At 40.1% G+C, this 21583-nt stretch carries 24 protein-coding genes; 16 read left to right on the top strand and 8 right to left on the bottom strand.

The genetic code is table 11. The annotated features are described in order from the left end of the window. Positions 1-97: 97 nt before the first annotated feature. From RMB13_RS00760 to RMB13_RS00720, 9 genes are all read left to right on the top strand, one after another. Complete coding sequence (locus RMB13_RS00760; RefSeq protein ID WP_003655545.1) at positions 98-496, top strand: ATP synthase subunit I; 399 nt, start codon at positions 98-100, stop codon at positions 494-496. A 104-nt stretch (positions 497-600) separates the two neighbouring features. Beyond that, on the top strand, positions 601-1476 hold the full coding sequence (gene atpB / locus RMB13_RS00755) for a F0F1 ATP synthase subunit A (protein ID WP_005037450.1): 876 nt from the start codon (positions 601-603) through the stop codon (positions 1474-1476). An 84-nt stretch (positions 1477-1560) separates the two neighbouring features. Further along, positions 1561-1806: a F0F1 ATP synthase subunit C gene (gene atpE / locus RMB13_RS00750; protein WP_000424060.1), complete on the top strand. Its 246-nt coding sequence runs from the start codon at positions 1561-1563 to the stop codon at positions 1804-1806. 38 nt (positions 1807-1844) lie between these two features. After that, positions 1845-2315: a F0F1 ATP synthase subunit B gene (locus RMB13_RS00745; RefSeq protein WP_003655537.1), complete on the top strand. Its 471-nt coding sequence runs from the start codon at positions 1845-1847 to the stop codon at positions 2313-2315. Between the two features lie 12 nt (positions 2316-2327). Then, positions 2328-2864, top strand: coding sequence for a F0F1 ATP synthase subunit delta (locus tag RMB13_RS00740; RefSeq protein ID WP_003655534.1), 537 nt, complete (start codon positions 2328-2330; stop codon positions 2862-2864). A 46-nt stretch (positions 2865-2910) separates the two neighbouring features. Beyond that, the gene (atpA, locus tag RMB13_RS00735; RefSeq protein ID WP_005037448.1) at positions 2911-4455 is read left to right on the top strand and encodes a F0F1 ATP synthase subunit alpha; all 1545 of its coding nucleotides are present in this window, start codon (positions 2911-2913) and stop codon (positions 4453-4455) included. Between the two features lie 77 nt (positions 4456-4532). Further along, a complete protein-coding gene (gene atpG, locus RMB13_RS00730; RefSeq protein ID WP_003655530.1) occupies positions 4533-5402 on the top strand; it encodes a F0F1 ATP synthase subunit gamma in 870 nt (289 codons plus the stop codon). 30 nt (positions 5403-5432) lie between these two features. After that, on the top strand, positions 5433-6827 hold the full coding sequence (gene atpD / locus RMB13_RS00725) for a F0F1 ATP synthase subunit beta (protein WP_003655528.1): 1395 nt from the start codon (positions 5433-5435) through the stop codon (positions 6825-6827). 17 nt (positions 6828-6844) lie between these two features. After that, positions 6845-7264: a F0F1 ATP synthase subunit epsilon gene (locus RMB13_RS00720; protein ID WP_003655525.1), complete on the top strand. Its 420-nt coding sequence runs from the start codon at positions 6845-6847 to the stop codon at positions 7262-7264. Between the two features lie 63 nt (positions 7265-7327). Here the strand turns inward: RMB13_RS00720 and RMB13_RS00715 are convergent, their stop codons facing one another. The 4 genes from RMB13_RS00715 to RMB13_RS00700 all read right to left on the bottom strand — a co-directional run bounded on the left by RMB13_RS00715 (position 7328) and on the right by RMB13_RS00700 (position 10733). Then, the gene (locus RMB13_RS00715) at positions 7328-7924 is read right to left on the bottom strand and encodes a hypothetical protein (protein WP_198496881.1); all 597 of its coding nucleotides are present in this window, start codon (positions 7922-7924) and stop codon (positions 7328-7330) included. A gap of 141 nt (positions 7925-8065) precedes the next feature. Further along, positions 8066-8611 (bottom strand): glutathione peroxidase, encoded by a 546-nt coding sequence (locus RMB13_RS00710; protein WP_311084130.1) that lies wholly within the window; start codon positions 8609-8611, stop codon positions 8066-8068. A gap of 121 nt (positions 8612-8732) precedes the next feature. Next, entirely contained in the window at positions 8733-9497 is a 765-nt protein-coding gene (locus RMB13_RS00705) for a helix-turn-helix transcriptional regulator (RefSeq protein ID WP_311084129.1), read from the bottom strand. A gap of 21 nt (positions 9498-9518) precedes the next feature. Continuing rightward, positions 9519-10733 (bottom strand): MFS transporter, encoded by a 1215-nt coding sequence (locus RMB13_RS00700; protein ID WP_311084128.1) that lies wholly within the window; start codon positions 10731-10733, stop codon positions 9519-9521. A gap of 135 nt (positions 10734-10868) precedes the next feature. Between RMB13_RS00700 and RMB13_RS00695 the strand changes: the two genes are divergently transcribed. Further along, complete coding sequence (locus tag RMB13_RS00695) at positions 10869-11522, top strand: TetR/AcrR family transcriptional regulator (RefSeq protein WP_080026137.1); 654 nt, start codon at positions 10869-10871, stop codon at positions 11520-11522. Between the two features lie 105 nt (positions 11523-11627). Then, a complete protein-coding gene (locus RMB13_RS00690; protein WP_311084127.1) occupies positions 11628-12548 on the top strand; it encodes a DMT family transporter in 921 nt (306 codons plus the stop codon). Between the two features lie 389 nt (positions 12549-12937). Here RMB13_RS00690 and RMB13_RS00685 read toward each other — a convergent pair whose 3' ends face one another. From RMB13_RS00685 to RMB13_RS00675, 3 genes are read right to left on the bottom strand one after another with little or no spacing between them, the layout of a single operon-like run. Continuing rightward, positions 12938-13507, bottom strand: a complete 570-nt coding sequence (locus RMB13_RS00685) for an L-threonylcarbamoyladenylate synthase (RefSeq protein WP_005037429.1) — start codon at positions 13505-13507, stop codon at positions 12938-12940. A 51-nt stretch (positions 13508-13558) separates the two neighbouring features. Then, positions 13559-14689 (bottom strand): DNA-processing protein DprA, encoded by a 1131-nt coding sequence (dprA, locus tag RMB13_RS00680; RefSeq protein WP_311084126.1) that lies wholly within the window; start codon positions 14687-14689, stop codon positions 13559-13561. A 20-nt stretch (positions 14690-14709) separates the two neighbouring features. After that, positions 14710-15864, bottom strand: a complete 1155-nt coding sequence (locus RMB13_RS00675) for a LysM peptidoglycan-binding domain-containing protein (protein WP_311084125.1) — start codon at positions 15862-15864, stop codon at positions 14710-14712. 122 nt (positions 15865-15986) lie between these two features. Here RMB13_RS00675 and def point away from each other — a divergent pair, with 122 nt between their 5' ends. The 4 genes from def to RMB13_RS00655 all read left to right on the top strand — a co-directional run bounded on the left by def (position 15987) and on the right by RMB13_RS00655 (position 19434). Continuing rightward, positions 15987-16517 carry a peptide deformylase gene (gene def, locus RMB13_RS00670; RefSeq protein WP_004795267.1) on the top strand — a complete coding sequence of 177 codons (531 nt, stop codon included), beginning with the start codon at positions 15987-15989 and terminating at the stop codon, positions 16515-16517. A 43-nt stretch (positions 16518-16560) separates the two neighbouring features. Beyond that, positions 16561-16986, top strand: coding sequence for a DUF2946 family protein (locus RMB13_RS00665; protein WP_003655503.1), 426 nt, complete (start codon positions 16561-16563; stop codon positions 16984-16986). A gap of 72 nt (positions 16987-17058) precedes the next feature. Then, a complete protein-coding gene (locus RMB13_RS00660) occupies positions 17059-19173 on the top strand; it encodes a TonB-dependent copper receptor (RefSeq protein WP_311084124.1) in 2115 nt (704 codons plus the stop codon). A 54-nt stretch (positions 19174-19227) separates the two neighbouring features. Next, entirely contained in the window at positions 19228-19434 is a 207-nt protein-coding gene (locus RMB13_RS00655) for a hypothetical protein (RefSeq protein ID WP_017391506.1), read from the top strand. A 67-nt stretch (positions 19435-19501) separates the two neighbouring features. On the opposite strand, the gene RMB13_RS00650 is transcribed toward RMB13_RS00655, so the two are convergent. Then, a complete protein-coding gene (locus RMB13_RS00650; RefSeq protein ID WP_311084123.1) occupies positions 19502-20716 on the bottom strand; it encodes an oxygenase MpaB family protein in 1215 nt (404 codons plus the stop codon). 89 nt (positions 20717-20805) lie between these two features. Between RMB13_RS00650 and RMB13_RS00645 the strand changes: the two genes are divergently transcribed. Beyond that, positions 20806-21402 (top strand): TetR/AcrR family transcriptional regulator, encoded by a 597-nt coding sequence (locus RMB13_RS00645; protein ID WP_311084122.1) that lies wholly within the window; start codon positions 20806-20808, stop codon positions 21400-21402. The last annotated feature ends 181 nt before the right edge of the window (positions 21403-21583 follow it).

The raw sequence follows: 21583 nt of genomic DNA, 5'->3' as shown, positions 1-21583 counted from the left end.
AAGATTGCATGTTCAGGGGTGTAACTCTATAATGCCTGCGATTAAAAGCGATCATCAGCTAAACTTGTCAAGCATTTATGCTGTGAGTGGATAAATAATGAGCCGAACTAGTCGCTTGATTGACCGACGATTAGCAAAAGCTTTGGTCTTCTTACAAGCATGTATGATCCCTGTTTCCGCCCTCGTGGCGTGGAGCATAAAAGACATGACAGCAGCATTAAGTGCGGCACTTGGTGCACTGGTTTGCTGGCTTGCTATGAGTTATTTCTCGTGGCAATCCTTCAGAACAGCAGGTGCGAGAGCATCAAAACAAGTGCTGTCTAACATGTATAGGGGCATGTTAGGCAAATTTGCAATCATGATCGTTGGATTTATTTTGATTTTGAGCAATGTTAAACCTTTATCACCGTTAGCATTGCTGTTTGGTTTTATTCTCGTTCAGGCAATGTCGTGGGTCGCTCCATTTTGGGTGTCACGTCTAGAAAAACGGGTATAGAAACAAGAAGAATTGAAGATTTTTTGGAGGGTGGCGAGATATCGACAGTACGCCGATGTTCGTAACCCTTCTTTTTAGTAATTGACATTGACCAGGTGTGATTTATGGCTGCTGAAGAACATGCCCTCACTTCGACAGAGTATATCAAGCATCACTTGACCAATATGACCTATGGCAAAATGCCAGACGGTACATGGAAATTGGCTGAGACTGCTGAAGAAGCTCATTCGATGGGGTTCACTGCAATTCACTTGGATTCAATGGGTTGGTCAATTGGCCTTGGTGTTATTTTCTGTTTGTTATTCTGGATGGTTGCGAAAGCTGCAAATGCAGGTGTTCCAACTAAATTCCAGTCTGCAATTGAAATGATCATTGAGTTTGTTGACTCAAGTGTCCGTGACACCTTTCATGGCAAATCACGTTTAATCGCTCCGCTTGCATTAACTATTTTCGTGTGGATTTTCCTCATGAACTTAATGGACTTGTTCCCAGTTGACTGGATTCCTCAAGTTGCAGCATTTGTGGGTGCAAACGTATTTGGTATGAACCCTCACCACGTTTACTTCAAGATCGTTCCATCTACAGATCCAAACATTACTTTAGGTATGTCTTTATCTGTATTTGTACTTATCTTGTTCTACAGCATCCGCGAAAAGGGTGTTAGTGGTTTCGTTGGCGAGTTGGCACTTAACCCATTTAACCCAAGTAATCCAGTTGCAAAAGCGTTGCTTATTCCAGTGAACTTGATTTTGGAATTGGTAACATTCCTTGCTCGTCCGATTTCATTAGCTCTCCGACTATTCGGTAACATGTATGCAGGTGAGCTGATCTTTATCCTAATTGCTTTATTGCCGTTCTGGATTCAATGGGCGTTATCTGTGCCTTGGGCGATCTTCCACATTCTTGTAATCACGTTGCAGGCATTCATCTTTATGATGCTTACCATCGTTTACTTGAGCATGGCAAGCGAAAAACATTAATGGTATTGCCTAACTATCAAACGATGGTTGGGCTGAATTTTTTTAATTTAATTTGGTAATAACCTAACCTCTGAGGAATTTTTCATGGAACTCACTTTAGGTCTAGTTGCAATTGCATCTGCTATCTTGATCGCTTTCGGTGCTTTAGGTACTGCGATTGGTTTTGGTCTTTTGGGTGGTCGCTTTCTAGAAGCTGTTGCTCGTCAACCAGAATTGGCTCCACAACTTCAAACTCGTATGTTCTTAATCGCGGGTCTTCTTGATGCTGTGCCTATGATCGGTGTTGGTATTGGCTTGTTCTTCATCTTCGCTAATCCATTTGTAGGTTAATCATCTTAATTCCTAAATCCACTATTTGAGGAATTGCAATGAATATCAACCTCACATTGATTGGTCAAGCGATTGCGTTTGCATTCTTTGTTGCATTCTGCATGAAGTTTGTTTGGCCACCACTAATCAATGCGATTAGTGAGCGTCAGCGTAAAATTGCTGATGGCTTAAATGCAGCAGAAAAAGCGAAAGCTGAACTTGCCGATGCACAATCGCAAGTAAAGCAAGAGCTTGATGCAGCTAAAGCACAAGCGGCTCAATTGATCGAACAAGCGAACCGTCGTGCAGCACAATTGATCGAAGAATCTCGTACTCAAGCTGCGGCTGAAGGTGAGCGTATTCGTCAACAGGCTAAAGAAGCTGTTGATCAAGAAATCAATTCTGCTCGCGAAGAATTACGTCAACAAGTAGCTGCTTTGGCAGTAACTGGCGCAGAAAAAATCCTGAACCAGCAAGTTGACGCAGAAGCTCATAATGCCATGCTGTCTCAGCTGGCTGCTAAACTTTAAGAGAGGCGAATCATGGCTGAACTCTTGACGTTGGCACGTCCGTATGCCAAAGCAGCATTTGCTTATGCTTCTGAGCAAGGTGCAACAGACAATTGGTCGAATGCGTTACAAGTGCTCAGTGCTGCGGTGCAAGACGAAGCATTTTCCGCTTATTTAAATCGCCCTGAACTTACTCCTGTGGAGCAAGTGAAGCTTTTTGCTAAAGTTTTAGGTGAAGATCAGTCTCAAGCAGTGTCTAACTTTTTGACACTTCTTGCAGATAACGATCGTTTAATGTTGTTACCTGAAATTGAAGCAGAATATGAACAGCTTAAATCACAGAATAACAACAATGTGGATGTCGTGATTGAATCGGCTTTCCCATTAACTGCTGAGCAAGAGCAATTGTTGAAATCTGCTTTAGAAAAGCGTTTTAACAGTACTGTAACTGTTTCAGTTGAAGTTAAACCTGAGCTTATTGCAGGTGTTGTAATTCGTGCAGGCGATCAAGTGATAGATGATTCTGCGCTTAACAAGCTTGAAAAAATGCGTACTCGTCTTCTTGCATAATGCAAATGATGAAGACTGAACTATTAAAAGATTGAGGAATAGCGCAATGCAACAACTGAATCCATCCGAGATCAGTGCGCTCATTAAACAGCGTATCAGCGATCTGGACACCAGCGCGACCGCTAAAAACGAAGGTACCATTGTTATGGTATCCGACGGTATCGTGCGCATTCACGGTCTTGCTGATGCAATGTACGGTGAAATGATCGAATTTGACGGCGGCTTATTTGGTATGGCACTGAACCTAGAACAGGATTCAGTGGGTGCCGTTGTCTTAGGTAACTACTTAAGCCTTCAAGAAGGTCAAAAAGCTCGTTGTACAGGTCGTGTACTTGAAGTTCCAGTTGGTCCGGAACTTCTTGGCCGTGTTGTCGACGCTTTGGGTAACCCAATTGATGGTAAAGGCCCAATTGATGCAAAATTAACTGATGCTGTTGAAAAAGTAGCACCAGGCGTAATTTGGCGTCAGTCTGTAGACGAACCTGTTCAAACTGGTTATAAATCAGTTGATACCATGATTCCTGTGGGTCGTGGTCAGCGTGAGTTGATTATTGGTGACCGTCAAACTGGTAAAACAGCGATGGCGATCGATGCGATTATCGCTCAGAAAAATTCTGGCATTAAATGTGTATACGTTGCGATTGGTCAAAAACAATCAACAATTGCAAACGTTGTACGTAAGCTAGAAGAAACTGGTGCTATGGCGTATACAACTGTTGTCGCTGCTGCGGCTGCTGATCCTGCTGCAATGCAGTACTTAGCTCCGTACTCTGGCTGTACAATGGGTGAATACTTCCGTGACCGCGGTGAAGACGCTCTTATTATTTATGATGATTTGTCTAAGCAAGCTGTTGCTTACCGTCAAATTTCATTGCTTTTACGTCGTCCACCAGGTCGTGAAGCGTATCCGGGTGACGTATTCTATCTTCACTCACGTCTTCTTGAACGTGCTTCTCGTGTATCTGCTGACTACGTTGAGAAATTCACTAATGGCGCAGTAACTGGTAAAACTGGTTCTTTAACTGCATTGCCAATTATTGAAACTCAAGCAGGTGACGTATCTGCATTCGTACCAACGAACGTAATTTCGATTACTGACGGTCAGATCTTCTTAGAAACATCATTATTCAACGCAGGTATTCGTCCTGCTGTGAACGCGGGTATCTCTGTATCTCGTGTTGGTGGTTCTGCTCAAACTAAGATCATCAAAAAATTGTCTGGTGGTATCCGTACTGCTTTAGCACAATACCGTGAATTGGCTGCGTTTGCTCAGTTCGCTTCTGACCTTGACGAAGCAACTCGTAAGCAACTTGAACATGGTCAACGTGTAACTGAGTTAATGAAGCAAAAGCAATATGCTCCTTACTCAATTGCTGACCAAGCTGTTTCTGTTTATGCATCTAACGAAGGCTATATGGCTGACGTAGAAGTTAAGAAAATCGTAGACTTTGATGCTGCGTTAATTTCTTACTTCCGCTCAGAATATGCTCCGTTGATGAAACAAATCGATGAAACTGGTGATTACAACAAAGACATCGAAGCAGCAATCAAAGCAGGTATTGAAAGCTTTAAAGCGACTCAAACTTACTAAGTTTAGTTTTAGTTAAGTTTGGTTCACGGATCAACCTTCGGAAGCTCGAAAGGGCTTTCGAATACTAGGTTAAGCGTATGGCAAATTTAAAAGAAATTCGCGCCAAAGTAGCTAGTATCAAGAGCACGCAAAAGATTACTCGCGCGATGCAAATGGTAGCTGCTTCTAAAATGCGTCGTGCGCAAGAGCGCATGGCTCAGGGCCGTCCGTATGCCGATAATATGCGCCGTGTAATTGCTCACTTGGTTCAAGCAAACCCTGAATACAAACACCGTTATATGGTTGACCGCCCAGTTAAGCGCGTTGGCTATATCGTAGTGTCTTCAGATCGTGGTTTGGCCGGTGGCTTGAACATTAACTTGTTCAAGAAAGTTGTGCAGCATGTCAAAGCACAACAACAGCAGTCAATTGAAGTTGAATTTGCTTTAATTGGTCAAAAAGCGGTTTCGTTTTTTAAGAATTACGGCGGTAAAGTGCTTGGTGCAACTACCCAACTTGGCGATGCGCCGAGTTTGGAACAGTTAACTGGCTCAGTCCAAGTTATGCTTGATGCATTTGATAAGGGCGAATTAGATCGTATCTACCTCGTATCAAATGGCTTCATTAATGCAATGACTCAGCAGCCTAAAGTAGAACAACTTGTTCCTTTAGCACCAGCAGAAGAAGGCGATGATCTCAACCGTACTTATGGTTGGGACTATATCTACGAACCAGAAGCAGAACAATTGTTAAATGGTTTGTTGGTTCGCTATATCGAGTCTATGGTTTATCAAGGTGTGATTGAAAACGTTGCATGTGAGCAGTCAGCTCGTATGGTCGCGATGAAAGCAGCGACAGACAACGCAGGACAACTGATTAAAGACCTACAACTCATTTACAACAAGCTGCGTCAAGCCGCGATTACTCAGGAAATTTCTGAGATCGTTGGCGGTGCCGCTGCCGTTTAACATTATTAAGTTTGAATTGAGGAGACAGCAATGAGTAGCGGTCGTATCATTCAGATCATCGGCGCGGTTATCGACGTCGAGTTTGAGCGCAATAGCGTTCCTAAGATCTATGACGCTCTCCAAGTTGACGGTACTGAAACTACATTAGAAGTTCAGCAACAGCTTGGCGATGGTGTTGTTCGTACCATCGCAATGGGTTCTACAGAAGGTCTTAAACGTGGCCTTAATGTAACTAGCACAAATGCACCGATTTCTGTTCCAGTAGGTCCAGCTACGCTTGGTCGTATCATGGACGTTTTGGGTCGCCCAATTGATGAAGCTGGTCCAGTTGCAACTGAAGAACGTTTGCCAATTCACCGTCAAGCGCCTTCTTATGCTGAACAAGCTGCTTCTACTGACCTTTTAGAAACTGGTATTAAAGTAATTGACTTACTTTGTCCGTTTGCAAAAGGTGGTAAAGTTGGTTTATTCGGTGGTGCTGGTGTTGGTAAAACCGTTAACATGATGGAGTTGATCAACAACATCGCGAAAGCTCACTCAGGTTTATCTGTGTTTGCTGGTGTTGGTGAGCGTACTCGTGAAGGTAACGACTTCTATCACGAAATGAAAGATTCTAACGTTCTTGACAAAGTAGCAATGGTCTACGGTCAGATGAATGAGCCACCAGGTAACCGTTTACGCGTAGCGTTAACTGGTTTGACTATGGCTGAATACTTCCGTGATCAAAAAGACGAAAATGGTAAAGGTCGTGACGTATTATTATTCGTCGACAACATCTACCGTTATACTCTTGCAGGTACTGAAGTATCAGCATTGTTAGGTCGTATGCCATCTGCGGTAGGTTACCAGCCTACACTTGCAGAAGAAATGGGTGTTCTTCAAGAGCGTATTACGTCTACTAAATCTGGTTCGATCACATCGATCCAAGCAGTATACGTACCTGCCGATGACTTAACAGATCCATCGCCTGCAACTACATTTGCTCACTTAGATGCAACAGTAGTATTGAGCCGTGACATCGCATCTTCTGGTATCTATCCAGCGATCGATCCACTTGACTCAACTTCACGTCAGTTAGACCCATTAGTTGTTGGTCAAGAGCATTATGAAATTGCGCGTTCTGTACAGAACATTTTGCAACGTTATAAAGAGCTTAAAGACATCATCGCAATCTTGGGTATGGATGAGTTAGCTGAAGAAGATAAATTGGTTGTTTACCGCGCGCGTAAAATCCAACGTTTCTTCTCTCAACCATTCCACGTAGCTGAAGTGTTTACTGGTGCTCCTGGTAAATTAGTATCGCTTAAAGAAACGATTCGTGGCTTTAAAGGTCTATTAGCTGGTGAATACGATCACATCCCAGAACAAGCGTTCTATATGGTTGGTGGTATTGACGAAGTGATTGCTAAAGCTGAGAAACTCTAATTTAAGGAGATCATCTCATGGCGACTATGCAATGTGATGTCGTAAGTGTTAAAGAGTCTATTTACTCTGGCGCAGTAACGATGTTAATCGCGAAAGGCGCAGGTGGTGAACTTGGTATTTTGCCAGGACACGCACCACTTGTGACTTTGCTTCAACCGGGCCCGATTCGTGTTCAGTTGGAAAATGGTACAGAAGAAATCGTCTATGTATCTGGCGGTGTTTTAGAAGTTCAACCTCATGTTGTAACGGTTCTTGCAGATACTGCAATCCGTGCTGACAATTTGGATGAAGCTGCAATTTTAGAAGCACGTAAAAATGCTGAACAATTGCTTGCGAACCAAAAGAGTGATTTGGACTCAGCTGCTGCATTGGCATCTCTATCAGAGATTTCAGGTCAGCTTGAAACTATCCGTAAGATGAAGAACCGCGCATTATAATTTGTGCAGTGTTCATCAAAAAAAAGCCACCGTAAGGTGGCTTTTTTATTATTTGGATATAACTTAAGAATCAGTTTTTGGATCAGGTTTTTCATCTCCAGCCATAATCATAGCTGCGAGTTTAACCATATCCATTTGAATGGTATTAAGCTGTTTTTCAATTTGTTCAAAATTGATTTGATCTAATTTCCCATTTAGTAAAGGCATGCTTAGAGCTTGTTGATTGGCATGTAATAAACTTTGGCGAATATTCTCAATTTCCTGACTTTTGATATCTAAGGTGAGAAGAGCTTGATTTAAACCTTGTAATTGCTGTTTTAAAGTTGAAACAGTTGTTTTTAATTCATTTTGATTTTTATCTTGAATCGCTTGTTCAACGTCAAGTTGAGTGTCTTTAAGTTGTTCAACATAATCTCCAGCTTTAAGCTGTAAATTAGCAGCATCTCGAACCATATAAAAAATATTGCCGCTTTTAAATTCGGTTTTACTCGGAGCAATATCTGACTCTTGTCGTTCAATAGTTTGATCAGATGCCTGTTCGGTTATTTCAGTATTTTCTTGTTCAGTAGCATGGTCTTGTGCCTGATCACACCCGAGTAAAAGCATGCCTGAGGCAAAAATTACAAAAGGAAGAAACGCACCCTGTAAAACTTTTTTCATAACTACAAACAACATTAAATAAAGCAAATAGGTACTATAGGCATAAAATATGGAGAAAGATTGTATTTTTGCAAACAAACAACATTTTGACCAGATAATAAAAAAGAGCGTAGAAAACGCTCTTTTTTACGTTTTTAAACGTTATTTTGCTAACTCTGCTTCAACTGCTTTAACGATTTGTTCATCATCCGCAGTTAGGTTTGGAGCAAAACGAGCCACTACTTCGCCATTTTTATTAATTAAGAATTTTTCGAAGTTCCATAAAACTTCTGGAGCTGGATTAGTTGGAATACCTAAGCCTTCTAAACGCTCACGGAAAGGTCCTTCACCAGTACGTTCTGGTTGAGCTGCTGTCAAAGTTTCATAGAGTGGGTGCTTATCTTCACCGACAACAGACACTTTAGAGAATAAAGGGAAGTGAACATCGTAATTTAATGAACAGAATTGTTGAATTTCTTCATCTGAACCTGGTTCTTGCTCTTTAAAGTTGTTTGCTGGAAAACCTAAAATTTCAAGACCTTGATCTTTTTTTGCTTGATAAAGCTTTTCTAAGCCTTCGTATTGTGGAGTTAAACCACATTTAGAAGCAGTATTTACAATAAGTAAAACCTTGCCTTTATATTGTTCAAGGTCAACCGTTTCGCCTGAAATAGCTTTTACTGGAATGTGATATATAGATTGTGTCATAAGTATTTCCTAAAGATTGTAGTTGATATCAAGTAACGCATTTGTTTTAACTGCTATTGAGGGGTAGTGCAATAATATTCGTGTTCAAAAAAGAAAAAGATTTTAAAAGATAAAGCGAATTCTAGTTATTTCTAATTTGAATAGGTGTTTGCCCAGTATAACGTTTAAAAAACTCAATAAAACTTGAGCTATGTTGATAACCTAAATCATATGCTAAACGCTTAATGGGTGTCCCTTGTCGTATTTGATGAATTGCATAAACAATTTTGGCTCGATTTCTCCATTCAGATAAAGAGAGTTGTAGCTCTTGTTGACTCAAACGTAACAGGTGGCGGTCACTTACCGAGAAATTTTGAAGTAACTGTTGTAACGAGTGATCAAAAAGTAATGGGTCGGAAAGCTTTTCTAAAATAGGCAATAAAACTGGATGCCGCGTTTGAGGCAAATAATGCGAATAGGCTGGGGCTTGTTGTAATTGGTCGAATAAGACTTGTAAAAGATGTTCTAAATATTCAGGTTTTTTATTCTGCTTCTGTTGTTCCAGAACTTGGAGGACCAACGTCCGAAAAAAGGGCTGGATACTAAAACACTGACAGACATCTCCTAAAACAGAGCATAGGCGGGGATGTAGACGAATACAGATATAGTGAATTTCGTGATCAATATCAGTCGATTGATGAACCGTTTGAGGTGGAATCCAAAGTCCATAACTAGGTGGAGATAGATATAGCTGTTCTTCCACCTGCATTTCTAAAATGCCATTTAAGCTGAAATTAAAATCTCCCCAGAGCGAGGCATGAGGACGAACAATATCTTCTTTTTGATATAGAAATTCATGAACCTCTATACTGTTCAATAAAGAAAATTGTTGGTCCTCATTTTTCATCTTTGTACTCAGACTAATATTTTAATTTTCACAGGTCGCTTTAGGGTTGTTTAAGCCTTTTGCTAAGGTAAAAGTACTTACGAGTGCTAAAGCAACAAAACTTAATACGCCATAAATTAAGGTATTTTCATTGAAATGATCAACCACATAACCGCCTAATAATGAACCTGTGGCAATCATGACCTGAAACATACCTACAAAAAGAGGCATACCTTTTTCAACTGCATGTGGCGCATGTACAAACATCCAGATATTGGCTGAGGTAGGAAAAGCACCAAATGCGAAGCCCCATAAAGCAGTTAAGACAATAGCACCAAATTCATGAATGGCAAAAAGCGGGAATCCAAAAAATACAATTGCAAAGCAAGCACTAACAAAGGCAAGCGTATAACGAACATTCAAATTACCACTATATCCAGCAAATGCATTTCCGAAAATACCTGCAATTCCATAGAGCAATAATAATGAACTAATCGTTGTTCCGTTAAAGCCAGCAATATTCTTAAAGAAAGGTGCTAAATAGCTATATGCACAAAAATGAGCAAGGCCGATAAGTAGAACAATCAGCATGCCGCTACGTGCTTTAGGTGTGCGTAATAATGCTGGTAAGTCCATCATATGGATTGGCGAGTCTGGAACAAGTTTAGGTAAAAAGATTAATTGTAAGATTAAAACAATTAAGCCAATTCCTGCTGTAATTCCAAAAGCACTGCGCCAGCCATAAAATTCACTTAACCATGTTCCAATAGGAACACCCAAAACTGTCGCAAAAGTTACGCCTGCCATTACAACAGCCGTTGCTTTAGCAATAGGGAGATGGGCGGGAGCTAATTTTCCACTTAAAGCGATTGCCGTGGCCCAGAATCCGCCAATTGAGATTCCTAAAATTAAGCGACTAAGTAATAGAATATGAAAGTTTTCAGCAAAAGCAGTAATGGTATTGGCAATAACCATAATTGCTGTCAGTAAAATGAGAACATAGCGTCGATCAAGTTGTTTCACTGAAACTGGTAATAAGGGGGCAGCAATCGCGGCCATAATGCCGGGTACAGTAATAATAAGACCGGCTATACCTACAGAAATATTTAAATCTGTTGCAACACTATTTAAAACACCAACAGGTAAAAATTCACTTGTTACTAATGCAAATGCTGCAATGGCAACGGCCAAAATGGCAAACCAGCTTCCCTGTGGGGAGGTCGTGGGTCGCGCTTTAGAGATAGAAGATTGGTCCATAGGAAATCCTTACTTGGCTAAATTTGGAGTGAGGAAAGGCAATTTATTAATTAACTAACGATCATTATGAAAATAAAATAGTTGATAAAAAATCGAACGTCAATTAATTTAATAACGATTGTTATAAAAATAGATGTGATCTTTATGACAAATACGCATGAAACGAATTTGATCGCTGCTGAAGACACGCTGAAAAAAAAGCGTGGGCGGCCTAAATGCTTTGATGAACAGCAGGTTTTGCAAAAGGCAATGCTGCTTTTTTGGGAGCATGGCTATGAAGCAACGTCGATCAGTGATTTAACACAGGCTTTGGAAATTACAGCACCAAGCTTATACAGTGCGTTTGGAGATAAGGCGGGGCTCTTCTATCAAAGTATTGATTACTACTTGGCTCATGAAGCATGCCCTATTGAAACCATCTTTTTAGAAGCAAAAACAGCAAAAATCGCTTTTGAACTTTATCTATACGATAACGTTAAAAGACTCGTCCAGCCAAATAAGCCCGCTGGTTGTATGCTCGTTGTTGCAGCTATGAATTGTTCTGACGCTACTCATAATGTGCAGCAAAATCTTCTCGATAAAAGAATAAAAACCAAAGAAAAATTATTCAAACGTCTTCAACAAGGTGTAGAGCAGGGTGATTTGTCTCCAAATGCACCGTTACAGGAAATGACAGACTTTTATGCAACTGTCATTCAAGGGTTAACGATTCAGGCAAGAGATGGTGCTAGTACCGAGCAATTACACAAAGTTGTGGAACATGCCATGAAGACTTGGACATTATTCTAAAAAATTGATGATGTCCTAAGTTCAATATCGATGTCGGAAATGCGATATTTCAATTTATTAAGACATTCTTCAAAATAAACTCTCTTTTACAGATGGCGTATTACTATGAGTCAGGTCATGAAATATCATAAATGGGCATTTATATTCCCCATTTTGGCAGTACTGATTTGGTCTTTAAATATTGTAGTTACCCGCTATGTTTCTGATTATATCTCTCCTGTCAGTATCAGTTTTTATCGGTGGTTAATCGCCTTTATTATTTTAACCCCATTTATGTTGCTACCAGTTTGGAAACAGCGACACTTATTAAAACATTATTTGCCTAAATTAGCAGTATTAAGTGCATTTGGAATGGTGCTTTATCAAGGGCTTGCTTATACGGCTGCACATTATACCAGTGCAACTAATATGGGAATTGTGAATGCATTTATTCCCATCTTTACTATTTTTGTTTCTCTTGCCATTTTAAAAGATGTGCCTAATCGCTTTGCAGTTTTTGGCAGTATTTTGTCTTTTGCAGGTTTGCTCTATGTCATGTCCCAAGGAGATATTGGCCACTTATTAAGTTCTGGTGGACATCTTGGTGATGCCTTAATGATTATCGCTGTGTTCTTTTATGCATTTTATGGGGTCTTTCTTAAAAAATGGCAGTTGCCACTTCCAATCATGACGAGCTTATATGTCCAGATTGGTTTTTCTGTAATATTTCACCTTCCTTTGATTTTCTGGTTCGGACTGGATGCTTTAAATGCACAAAATGCTCCGAGTGCTATTTATGCAGGAGTATTTGCTTCACTCATTGCGCCTTTAGTTTGGATGTTGGCTGTTCAGCAATTAGGTCCTAATAGAACAAGTATCTTTATGAACTTAGTTCCTGTGTTTACAGCAATTATTGCGAGTGTCTGGTTATCTGAGCAGTGGACCATTTATCACACACTAGGTGGTGTAATAATTTTAATTGGTATCATCATGGCTCAAAAGAAGGTCAGTTCTAAAAAGAGTGAACTCATACAAGAGCAAAACTAAGACCACTAAAAAAACTATGGCATATTTTGAAAAAAATTAATGAAAATATGCCATTTTTTATTAGTTAAAGCTTTTCTATATGATTTATAAATAGATTATAAAACTAGGTTGAAATATAAATATTAAAAAAGCCGAATAAAAATATTAATATAATTTTAATTTTTAAGCGAAAAACCGTAAATTCCCTACACTTTTCATGCTTTTTTTAGAGAAATTATATATTTCTCTCATTTAGTCTATTGCCACATAATAGCGACCACTACGAAAGACGCTCTTTTTTGCAAATTATCTTTCGTTGCAGAGATATCCAAACCCTCTGGATGCGGTATATACCCATCCTTTTTTATGCTCAGTTATCCCTATATAACTGAGCTTTTTTTTGTCTGAAATTAAGCGCGGATAATCTCGCCTGTGAGAGCATTAATAATTCTACTTGGCTGCTGGCTTTGGCCTAAATCACCATTGAGATAGTTTAATTGTGAACCAAAGTATTGGCAGGCATCTTGTAGTGAATGAGCGGGTTCTTGTCCACTCGGATTGGCACTAGTCGAGACAATAAAACCATGAAAAGCATTGCATAATGCCACACACAAAGGATGTGTGGTGACTCGAACAGCGACAAGCGGATGTTCACCTTTAATCCATGAAGGAATATGTTCACCAGCTGGCAAGAGCCAAGTTGTGGCTCTTTCTGAGGGTTGGTGATTCGTCCAACAATCAATAATTTCTTGTTGGGCTGTTTGAGGTAAAGAGGTTAATAGGTGCTCAACTTGGCTAATATGGCCGGCTAATAAAATGACACCCTTCTCAATAGGTCTTTGTTTCAGCTCTAGAATTTTTTGAAAAGCTTGTTCGTTAAAAGGGTCGCAACCTAGCCCCCAAACTGCCTCAGTTGGATACGCCAAGACTTGACCTTGATGTAAACTTTCGGCGGCTTCGGTAACTGAGGTGGTAATCATGGTAATACTCTTCCTTTCAATCAGACAGAATTGCTATTGTGTGCTCCAGTACTAAGAGCGACAACGTAAATACAGCCCTGATTGTTGCATACATAAACCAAGTAGTTCTAGTTCCATGAGTGAAGAGGTGAGTTCTGCAACAGGTTGTGAATGGTGCACAACAAGCTGATCGATATCTTGACCGACCCAGTCTAAAGATTGATATAGTTTAATTAAATGTTCAGGAATTTCTGGCGCGCCTGTTTCAGTTGCTTCACTTTGGCTTTGTTGTTGACTCTGCCACTGTGTTGGGAGAGCAAGGTCCTCAATAATCTGTTCAGGATGATCGACTAAGATTGCACCCTCACGAATAAGCTGATGGCAGCCCTGATGAAACTCACTATAAATATGGCCAGGAATAGCAAATACCGTTTTACCTTGCTCAGCAGCTTTGTTGGCAGTAATCAGAGAGCCACTTTTTAAAGTTGCTTCGACCACGAGTACTCCTAAACTCAAACCACTAACAATTCGGTTCCTACGTGGAAAATGCTGCTGTAATGGTGGCGTACCGGGTAGAAACTCAGTAATGATGGCGCCGTTTTGAGCCAAGATCTGTTCTGCAAGTTTTTTATTCTGCGCAGGGTAGGTGCTGTCTAGACCTGTTCCGGTTACAGCAATAGTTCGTTGATGTACTGAAGCTCCTTGGTGAGCAGCTTCGTCAATTCCATATGCCAAACCACTACTCACATAAAATCCTTTTTCACTTAAGTAATAGGCAAAGTCATAAGCAACCTGACGACCATGCGGGCTTGGTTTTCGACTACCCACAATAGCAATTTGTGGCTGTAGCAAAGCTTGAGCTTGGCCTTTTCCAAAAATGATGGGCGGATGATCTGTGTAAGGTAGCAATTGCGTAGGATAACCAGAGTCATCGGGCGTTAAAATAAAGTCGGTATATTGCTGGATCTGCTCAATTAGTTTTTCAAAATGAGCCTGACCTTGAGCAGTTTGAAATTCATCTACGCGTTTTAAATGATTGGCATGTAAACCGAGATTAGACCATTGGGCTAACCCAGCAGGTTGGACAGCCTTTTCACAGCTACCGAAATAGTCGACAATTTTTTTAAAGCTAACTAAAGAGTGCTGCACCAAATACCACACTTTAAGGGTGTGGTAATGGTGTGAAGAAAGTTGAGTAAGCATTGTAAAGTGTATATCCAGCGTTAATCATCAAGACGAGGTGGCTGAATGTTTGAACCTACTTTAATAGGTAAGTCACTTTCTAATACATAGGCATAGCTAAGCTGATCAAAAGTTCTAAATACCATCAGGCTACCAATTTGTTGACCAGGTAACTGTATTGGTTCTTTGGTTTTAGGATCTCGAATGGTTTCACCTTGTTGGGTAATATCAAAGACTTGACCCACCTGAACGCCTTGAGCTGTACCTCCGTCTAAAGTCACTACACTATTTTTGGCTGCTCTACCAATTGAACCCATCACACGAATGATCTTGCCACCATCCGTCACTTGTTTAGCATCCACTGGATAAAATAGAGTGGGCAAAGTCGCATCTTCTTCTGGCATGACCCGATCACCACGACGCACTTCGGAATTGTAGCTATCAGTTAGCTCAAGTGTTGTTATGTCTTTCTCAGAAGAAATCGCAATACCTGAAGCAACTTGTTGTAGTTCAATACCTAGGCTGTGTTTTTTACCCTTACTATCCATAAAATAGTACGGTTCACCTTCACGGTAGACTGCATAACGTTGACCATCAATTAAACCTTGTCCGCGTGCATAAATCGTTTGGCCCTTTGCAGCAAGTACACGTTGATCCGCAGTGCCAACAATATAAGGCGTATGTTCAATTGCATCGGCTGGCAAAATTGTGCTGTGTTCTAACCACTGTTTGATATGTTCAAGTGGAATAACAGGCACATTATCGTTGAGCGACTCCACACGAACTTGAGGTTGTAAGTTTGCTGTTTGGCCTGTGTAGCGACGAATAATGCCGACACAACCATCTCCCTCATCTTTACCTATCAATGGTCGACCAGCTAAACTGCATAACAATAAGCGGTCACCCGGGTAAATCCAGTGTGGATTTTTGACGTGCTGATTACTTGCCCAGATTTCTGGCCAGCGCCAAGGTTTACTTAGGAAATGACCAGAAATATCCCACAGCGTATCTCCTCGTTTTACAACGTAGACATGTGGTGCATTACTTTTTAGAGAGGGTGGATTATGGTTCGGACTAGCAGCATGAACCTCTGCTACTGTACCTATTGCAACCCCTGTAAAAAGTGCGAAAGCAAGTAAATGCTTTTTTATCCCCAAAGCATGAAATTCACCCATGCCGTTAAAAACCTTTTTCATTATGATAATTCCTAAAAATTATGTGTGCAGATGCGTTATAATGAGCGGCTTACACACAATTTTTCGATGAAGTATTTCCTTCATTTGGTTTTTCAATCAATGGCATAAGTGAGGACGTCAGTATGGCCTTATTACCTATTTTAAGTTTTCCTGATCCCCGTCTTCGTACCATTGCTAAGCCTGTTGAAGAAGTTACTGATGAAATTCGTCAACTTGCAGCAGATATGCTTGAAACCATGTATGCCGCACCAGGTATTGGTTTAGCAGCTTCACAGGTAGATCGTCATATTCAGTTAATCGTTATAGATTTATCTGAAGCTAAAGATGAACCCTTGGTTTTTATTAACCCCAAAATCACTCCGCTGACAGAAGATAAGCAGCAGTACGAAGAAGGCTGCCTATCGGTGCCACAAATATACGACAAAGTTGAGCGCCCGTCACGTGTGAAAATTGAGGCAATTAACCTTGAAGGTCAAGCATTTGAGATAGAAGCTGATGGACTTCTCGCTGTTTGTATCCAACATGAAATGGATCACTTAAATGGCAAATTATTTGTGGATTATTTGTCGCCACTTAAACGTCAGCGTGCGCGTGAAAAAGTCGAAAAAGTTGTTCGTCAACGTGAGCGTGAAAAAGTTGCAGTAAAACGTTAAAAATTTCTATTCTTCAAATATTAATATAGTGTGGATGTGATTTTTGGTTTTTCGTAGTGGTTTACTGCTTGCATGTGCAGCAGTATTTTTACAGGTTGCGGTATTTCTACAGCCGCTATTACCGAAGCAATATCAAATTGCTCCGGTCTGTGAAACTATTACCCGTGCTTTGCTGAAGCCTAAAGCACAGACGGAAGCCATGTCACATACCATGCATTCACATCATGAACATCATATTGAACAGGCTCAAGTACCTGAACACCATGACCATCATGATGCAAATCATCAGTGTCAATATTGTACCGTCTATGCCAATCTGGTTTTACCGCCTGAATTCGGCGTAAAAGAAGTTTTAGTTCGCATACAAGTTCGCTTAGTCGCCTATCAACAAGCATTCAAACATGTTTATTTTGCGCTACAGCGACTTTTCCTACTCCCGCAAGGGCGTGCACCGCCTCTATTTGCATAAATAAAAACAGTTTTTTGTTGGGGTCTTGATTGACTTCAATATCACTTTATTTATGTTTTAGAGCGTATAAAAATGCCACATTCTAAATTCTTATTACAACCTCTATGGGTTGCGATGCTTGCTGTCTCTCATTCGGGTCTAGTTTTTGCTGATTCAGAAAAAAATGATGCCGATACCAAAACACTTCACTCATTAGCACCTATTGTTGTTACAGCACAGCAAGGTAATGATGCAAATGGTCTGATTGTACATGCCGACCCGAAACAACCCATTCAGCCAGTACCTGCTACAGATGGGGCAGATTATCTGCAAAGTATTATGGGTTTTAACTCAATACAAAGCGGTGGAACAAATGGTGATGTGACCTTCCGAGGCATGTTTGGCTCACGCATCAAAATTCTAACTGACGGGACTGAAAATTTAGGCGCATGCCCAAACCGTATGGATGCTCCAACTTCTTATATCTCTCCAGAAAGTTATGATCGTATTTCTGTGATTAAAGGTCCGCAAACGGTTCAATATGCCAATACGGGTTCGGCAGCGACTGTCCTTTTTGAACGTCAGCCTGAAAAGCTCACTACAGAGAAACCTTATCGTGGGCAAGCGAGTGTCTTATTGGGTTCATATGGACGTATTGATCATAATGTTGAAACGGCAATTGGCGATGAGAAGAAATATATTCGTTTAAATGCCAACCGTTCAGAGTCTAATAGTTATCAAGATGGTGATGGCAATACCGTGCCTTCAGCATGGAAAAAGTGGAATGCTGATGTAGCACTTGGCTTCACTCCAGATGAAAACACTTGGGTTGAACTCACTGGTGGAAAATCTGATGGTGAATCGCTCTATGCTGGACGTTCAATGGACGGTTCTCAGTTTGCGCGTGAAAGCTTAGGACTACGTTTCGAAAAGAAAAACATCACTAATGTCATCAAGAAAATAGAAGGGCAGGTGAACTACAGCTATAACGACCATATTATGGATAACTTTAGCTTGCGTACACCGCCATTAGTTGAAATGACACATGGTGGTATGACTATGCTGATGCCGAATCCAATGGCAATGCAAGTGACGCGCCGTACATTAAACTCGCGTTTGGCAATGACTTCTGAATGGAATCAATGGAGCCTGATTACAGGTATAGATTCTCAATTCAATAAACATGGCGGTAGCATGTCATCGCCAACGATGCCTTCTATGAATATCCCATATCGTCAAGATATGCGTTTTCAATCTTATGGTGCTTTTGGTGAACTCGGTTATCAATGGAACGATCTCAATAAACTGGTTACAGGTGTGCGTTTAGATCGAGTAACAGTTGAAGATGAGCGCGCAGATTCTCAAGCAAAAGGCTTTAATACTAAACTTGAAAAGACTTTACCAAGTGCATTTGTCCGCTGGGAAAATCAACATCCTGAGCATGACTTAAAGAGCTATATCGGTTTAGGCTATGTAGAACGTATGCCTGATTATTGGGAACTTTTTTCGCCTAAACATGGTAATGCTGGTTCAACCAATACCTTTAACGGTGTGAATCCTGAGAAAACACTTCAGTTGGATCTGGGCTTTCAGCAACAACATGGCGCTTTAAATACATGGGCTTCTGCTTATGCAGGCTTAGTAGATGACTACATTTTAATGAGTTACCACCACCACCCAAGCACGGGAATGGGTGGACATGATATGAGCCATGATATTACCGCGGGCGCTAAAAATGTCGATGCAACCATCGCAGGTGCAGAAGCAGGTATTGGCTATCAATTTACCGACCATATTCAGGCAGATTTAAGTGCGATGTATGCATGGGGTAAAAACACCACAGATGACAAACCTTTACCTCAAATTTCACCTTTAGAAGGTCGACTAAATGTCCGCTATGTGGCTGACAAATATAATTTAGGTCTCTTGTGGCGAGCTGTTGCTGAGCAAAATCGCGTGAGTCTACATCAAGGTAACATCGTGGGATATGACCTAAAACCAAGTAAAGGTTTTTCAACTCTTTCTATAAACGGAAGTTACAACCTTCGTAAAGATATTGATGTCTCTATCGGCATCGATAACGTATTAGATAAGAGTTATACCGAACACTTAAATAAAGCGGGTAGTGCAGGCTTTGGATTTGCGAGTGAAGAGCAGTTTAACAATATCGGAAGAAATTACTGGGTTCGTATGAGCATGAAGTTTTAATAAGCTGTAGCGAATTAAATGGAATGAAAATATTAATTTAACGTGAGAAATCAAATGACAAATAAATTATCGCCTGAACAGTCTTGGTGGGGATGGAAGTTACTTATTGTGGCTTCTATCTTGAGCTTATTATTTATGATTATTTTTTACTTGGCGATCAACAATGAGCCTGACTACATGCCAAGTCAAAAAAAGAAGCAGATGGTGGAGTCACACGAGCAAATGAATCACGCTGAAATGCATAGTTCATCATCTCAATAAGCCTTTAATATTTAAGAATGGAAGTTTGATATCCAGACTTCCATTCTTTATTTTTAGGCTTAGAAAATTATTGATGCATACTCGCCAATTTTTTTGCTTTACCTTGATTTTGATAAAGACTTAGACCAAGTTTTTGTATATTACGCCCTGATTTGGATAAGAAGTTTTCAACTTTTGGTGAAAGCTTTGCACCACTGTAAAGTAATGAATTACGCACAATAAGATAATAAGCAAACCATGAAGCTGACTGACGAGGCAATCCGAGTAGTTTCATCCTTTTCTTGCCAATAAAAAATTGGGTAAGTTCTAAATGTTGACGGTAAGCAAGCTTCTGTTGCAAAGAGCGTAAATGCAGATACTTTCTCTCAAAAGGTTCTTTAGATAAGCTCGATCCTAATTCAATACTGCTGTGATCGGAGCGAGGGTGAGCAAATTGCATCCAGTAAAGTAATCGCCAGCCTTGAGTTTCAGATTGAATAAGCCATTTTTCATCAATACCCATCAACCAGCCAACATAACGCCAAAAATGTAAAAAATTCTTAGTTTCCTGTTTTGTCGGCCATATACCTAAAGCTCTAATACCGAGTAAAACCACACTGCTAAACGCTAAATTGGTCATTGCTAAATCAAACTGATTAAGAGGAATTCCCCAAACTTCGCTATTCCAACGATCAGACTTTTTCAATTGCCGGCGAACGAGTGCATGAATAAAGCGAACATAAATTGTTGAGGTAAAGCCTGAAACCAAACGAGAAAGCCCTTGAGGTTCAGTAATATCAACCCACCATTTGGTAGTCTCTGCTAAACGTGTTCCTGCTTGTTTCTTCAATGTGCCAGTTAAAATTAAAGGTTGATTAAACCCCGGATATAAATATCCCGCCATCAAAGATAAATCTCTAAGAATAAAACCATTATTTATTCCTAAACGATGAGTAAATTTAATAGCCTCATCAATTTGGTGTTGGTCTAACCATTCAGGCTTTTGTTCAATGTAATTAAAGAAATTTTCTAACTCGGTGGGCATCGGCTCAGATAGGTCATCGCGGCCTTGAAATAATATCTTCTCAAAAATCATGCGGTGATCTTTAGGATTTTTCATAACCCAATCAATTACTTTATCCATTTCAACGTCCCCTTCATAAAGAGCACGTTGTAAAGACACATATTCTGCATAGTTTGGCTGTGCTGGTTTTTTGCAACAGACATTTAAAAACTGAGTAAAGAAATTACTGTCTTGCATGTCATTAAAAGAGGCAAGTCGAGTCGGGCTACTTATTTGCATTTTGTCACTTACTTATTGAACTGAATAATAAATAGGCTAATATGAATAATTATTCGCATTCAATTCACATTTAAAGAATAAAAAAACCAATGAGAAAAGCCCCACAGCAACAGCGTTCAAAAATTATTGTTGACCATATTTTAGAGGCGACACAGTACTGTATTGCCCAATATGGATTGCTCCATACCACGACTCCTAAAATTGCAGAGAGATCTGGAGTAAGTGTGGGTTCAATTTATCAATACTTTGAGAATAAAGATCAAATCATTGAAGAACTGTTGCGCCGTAAAAGCGAACTATTGGGGCAACAACTCAAAGAATTAGTTATGCAGCAAGGAAATATTCCTTTGGATATCCTTATCCCCTTAGCAATAGAACTAGGATTTGCTGCATTAAAAGCCGATCATGGATTTTTTATAGAGGTACTGAAGCATTGGCATGACTATAGTCATTCGCAAGCTGCTCAGATTTTAGAAAAACATTTTTTTGAAGTTGGACTATATACATTTAGTAGAAATCCCCATCAATGGGACTTCGAACAGGTGAAGCATAAATCCTTTGTAATAATTAATAGTACGCTTTTTACAATGATGAGATATGTTAGTCAGAACAATTTTCTTATATCGGAACAACAACTTAAACAAGAATTAGCGAGCATGATACTGGCGTATTTAAGTCAAAAATAAATAATTAAAATAATTATTGATATAAAACAACTGGTTAGTTTGGTTGTTGTTTTAAAAATGAACGCTCAAGTCATAAGTTTTTAATTTTCGCTTGCAAAGGGATCTTAATCCTCTATAATGCACATCCATCGGCGGTGATGCAGATAGAAACTTGTTGAAAAACAGTTACTTGGAATTGAGT

This window comes from Acinetobacter sp. V102_4, from assembly GCF_031799005.1.
GTDB classification, from domain to species: Bacteria; Pseudomonadota; Gammaproteobacteria; order Pseudomonadales; family Moraxellaceae; genus Acinetobacter; species Acinetobacter calcoaceticus.
This window is presented reverse-complemented; position numbering and strand designations above follow the sequence as displayed.

What these genes read in the sequence shown, in the direction of transcription:
- RMB13_RS00705 (WP_311084129.1), bottom strand. Translation starts at nt 9,497, where the DNA reads ATGAAAAATGAGGACCAACAATTTTCTTTATTGAACAGTATAGAGGTT.
- RMB13_RS00690 (WP_311084127.1), top strand. Translation starts at nt 11,628, where the DNA reads ATGAGTCAGGTCATGAAATATCATAAATGGGCATTTATATTCCCCATT.
- RMB13_RS00760 (WP_003655545.1), top strand. Translation starts at nt 98, where the DNA reads ATGAGCCGAACTAGTCGCTTGATTGACCGACGATTAGCAAAAGCTTTG.
- RMB13_RS00700 (WP_311084128.1), bottom strand. Translation starts at nt 10,733, where the DNA reads ATGGACCAATCTTCTATCTCTAAAGCGCGACCCACGACCTCCCCACAG.
- RMB13_RS00715 (WP_198496881.1), bottom strand. Translation starts at nt 7,924, where the DNA reads ATGAAAAAAGTTTTACAGGGTGCGTTTCTTCCTTTTGTAATTTTTGCC.
- atpA (WP_005037448.1), top strand. Translation starts at nt 2,911, where the DNA reads ATGCAACAACTGAATCCATCCGAGATCAGTGCGCTCATTAAACAGCGT.
- def (WP_004795267.1), top strand. Translation starts at nt 15,987, where the DNA reads ATGGCCTTATTACCTATTTTAAGTTTTCCTGATCCCCGTCTTCGTACC.
- atpE (WP_000424060.1), top strand. Translation starts at nt 1,561, where the DNA reads ATGGAACTCACTTTAGGTCTAGTTGCAATTGCATCTGCTATCTTGATC.
- RMB13_RS00655 (WP_017391506.1), top strand. Translation starts at nt 19,228, where the DNA reads ATGACAAATAAATTATCGCCTGAACAGTCTTGGTGGGGATGGAAGTTA.
- RMB13_RS00685 (WP_005037429.1), bottom strand. Translation starts at nt 13,507, where the DNA reads ATGATTACCACCTCAGTTACCGAAGCCGCCGAAAGTTTACATCAAGGT.
- RMB13_RS00660 (WP_311084124.1), top strand. Translation starts at nt 17,059, where the DNA reads ATGCCACATTCTAAATTCTTATTACAACCTCTATGGGTTGCGATGCTT.
- RMB13_RS00745 (WP_003655537.1), top strand. Translation starts at nt 1,845, where the DNA reads ATGAATATCAACCTCACATTGATTGGTCAAGCGATTGCGTTTGCATTC.
- RMB13_RS00650 (WP_311084123.1), bottom strand. Translation starts at nt 20,716, where the DNA reads ATGCAAATAAGTAGCCCGACTCGACTTGCCTCTTTTAATGACATGCAA.
- atpB (WP_005037450.1), top strand. Translation starts at nt 601, where the DNA reads ATGGCTGCTGAAGAACATGCCCTCACTTCGACAGAGTATATCAAGCAT.
- RMB13_RS00645 (WP_311084122.1), top strand. Translation starts at nt 20,806, where the DNA reads ATGAGAAAAGCCCCACAGCAACAGCGTTCAAAAATTATTGTTGACCAT.
- dprA (WP_311084126.1), bottom strand. Translation starts at nt 14,689, where the DNA reads ATGCTTACTCAACTTTCTTCACACCATTACCACACCCTTAAAGTGTGG.
- atpG (WP_003655530.1), top strand. Translation starts at nt 4,533, where the DNA reads ATGGCAAATTTAAAAGAAATTCGCGCCAAAGTAGCTAGTATCAAGAGC.
- RMB13_RS00675 (WP_311084125.1), bottom strand. Translation starts at nt 15,864, where the DNA reads ATGAAAAAGGTTTTTAACGGCATGGGTGAATTTCATGCTTTGGGGATA.
- RMB13_RS00710 (WP_311084130.1), bottom strand. Translation starts at nt 8,611, where the DNA reads ATGACACAATCTATATATCACATTCCAGTAAAAGCTATTTCAGGCGAA.
- atpD (WP_003655528.1), top strand. Translation starts at nt 5,433, where the DNA reads ATGAGTAGCGGTCGTATCATTCAGATCATCGGCGCGGTTATCGACGTC.
- RMB13_RS00720 (WP_003655525.1), top strand. Translation starts at nt 6,845, where the DNA reads ATGGCGACTATGCAATGTGATGTCGTAAGTGTTAAAGAGTCTATTTAC.
- RMB13_RS00740 (WP_003655534.1), top strand. Translation starts at nt 2,328, where the DNA reads ATGGCTGAACTCTTGACGTTGGCACGTCCGTATGCCAAAGCAGCATTT.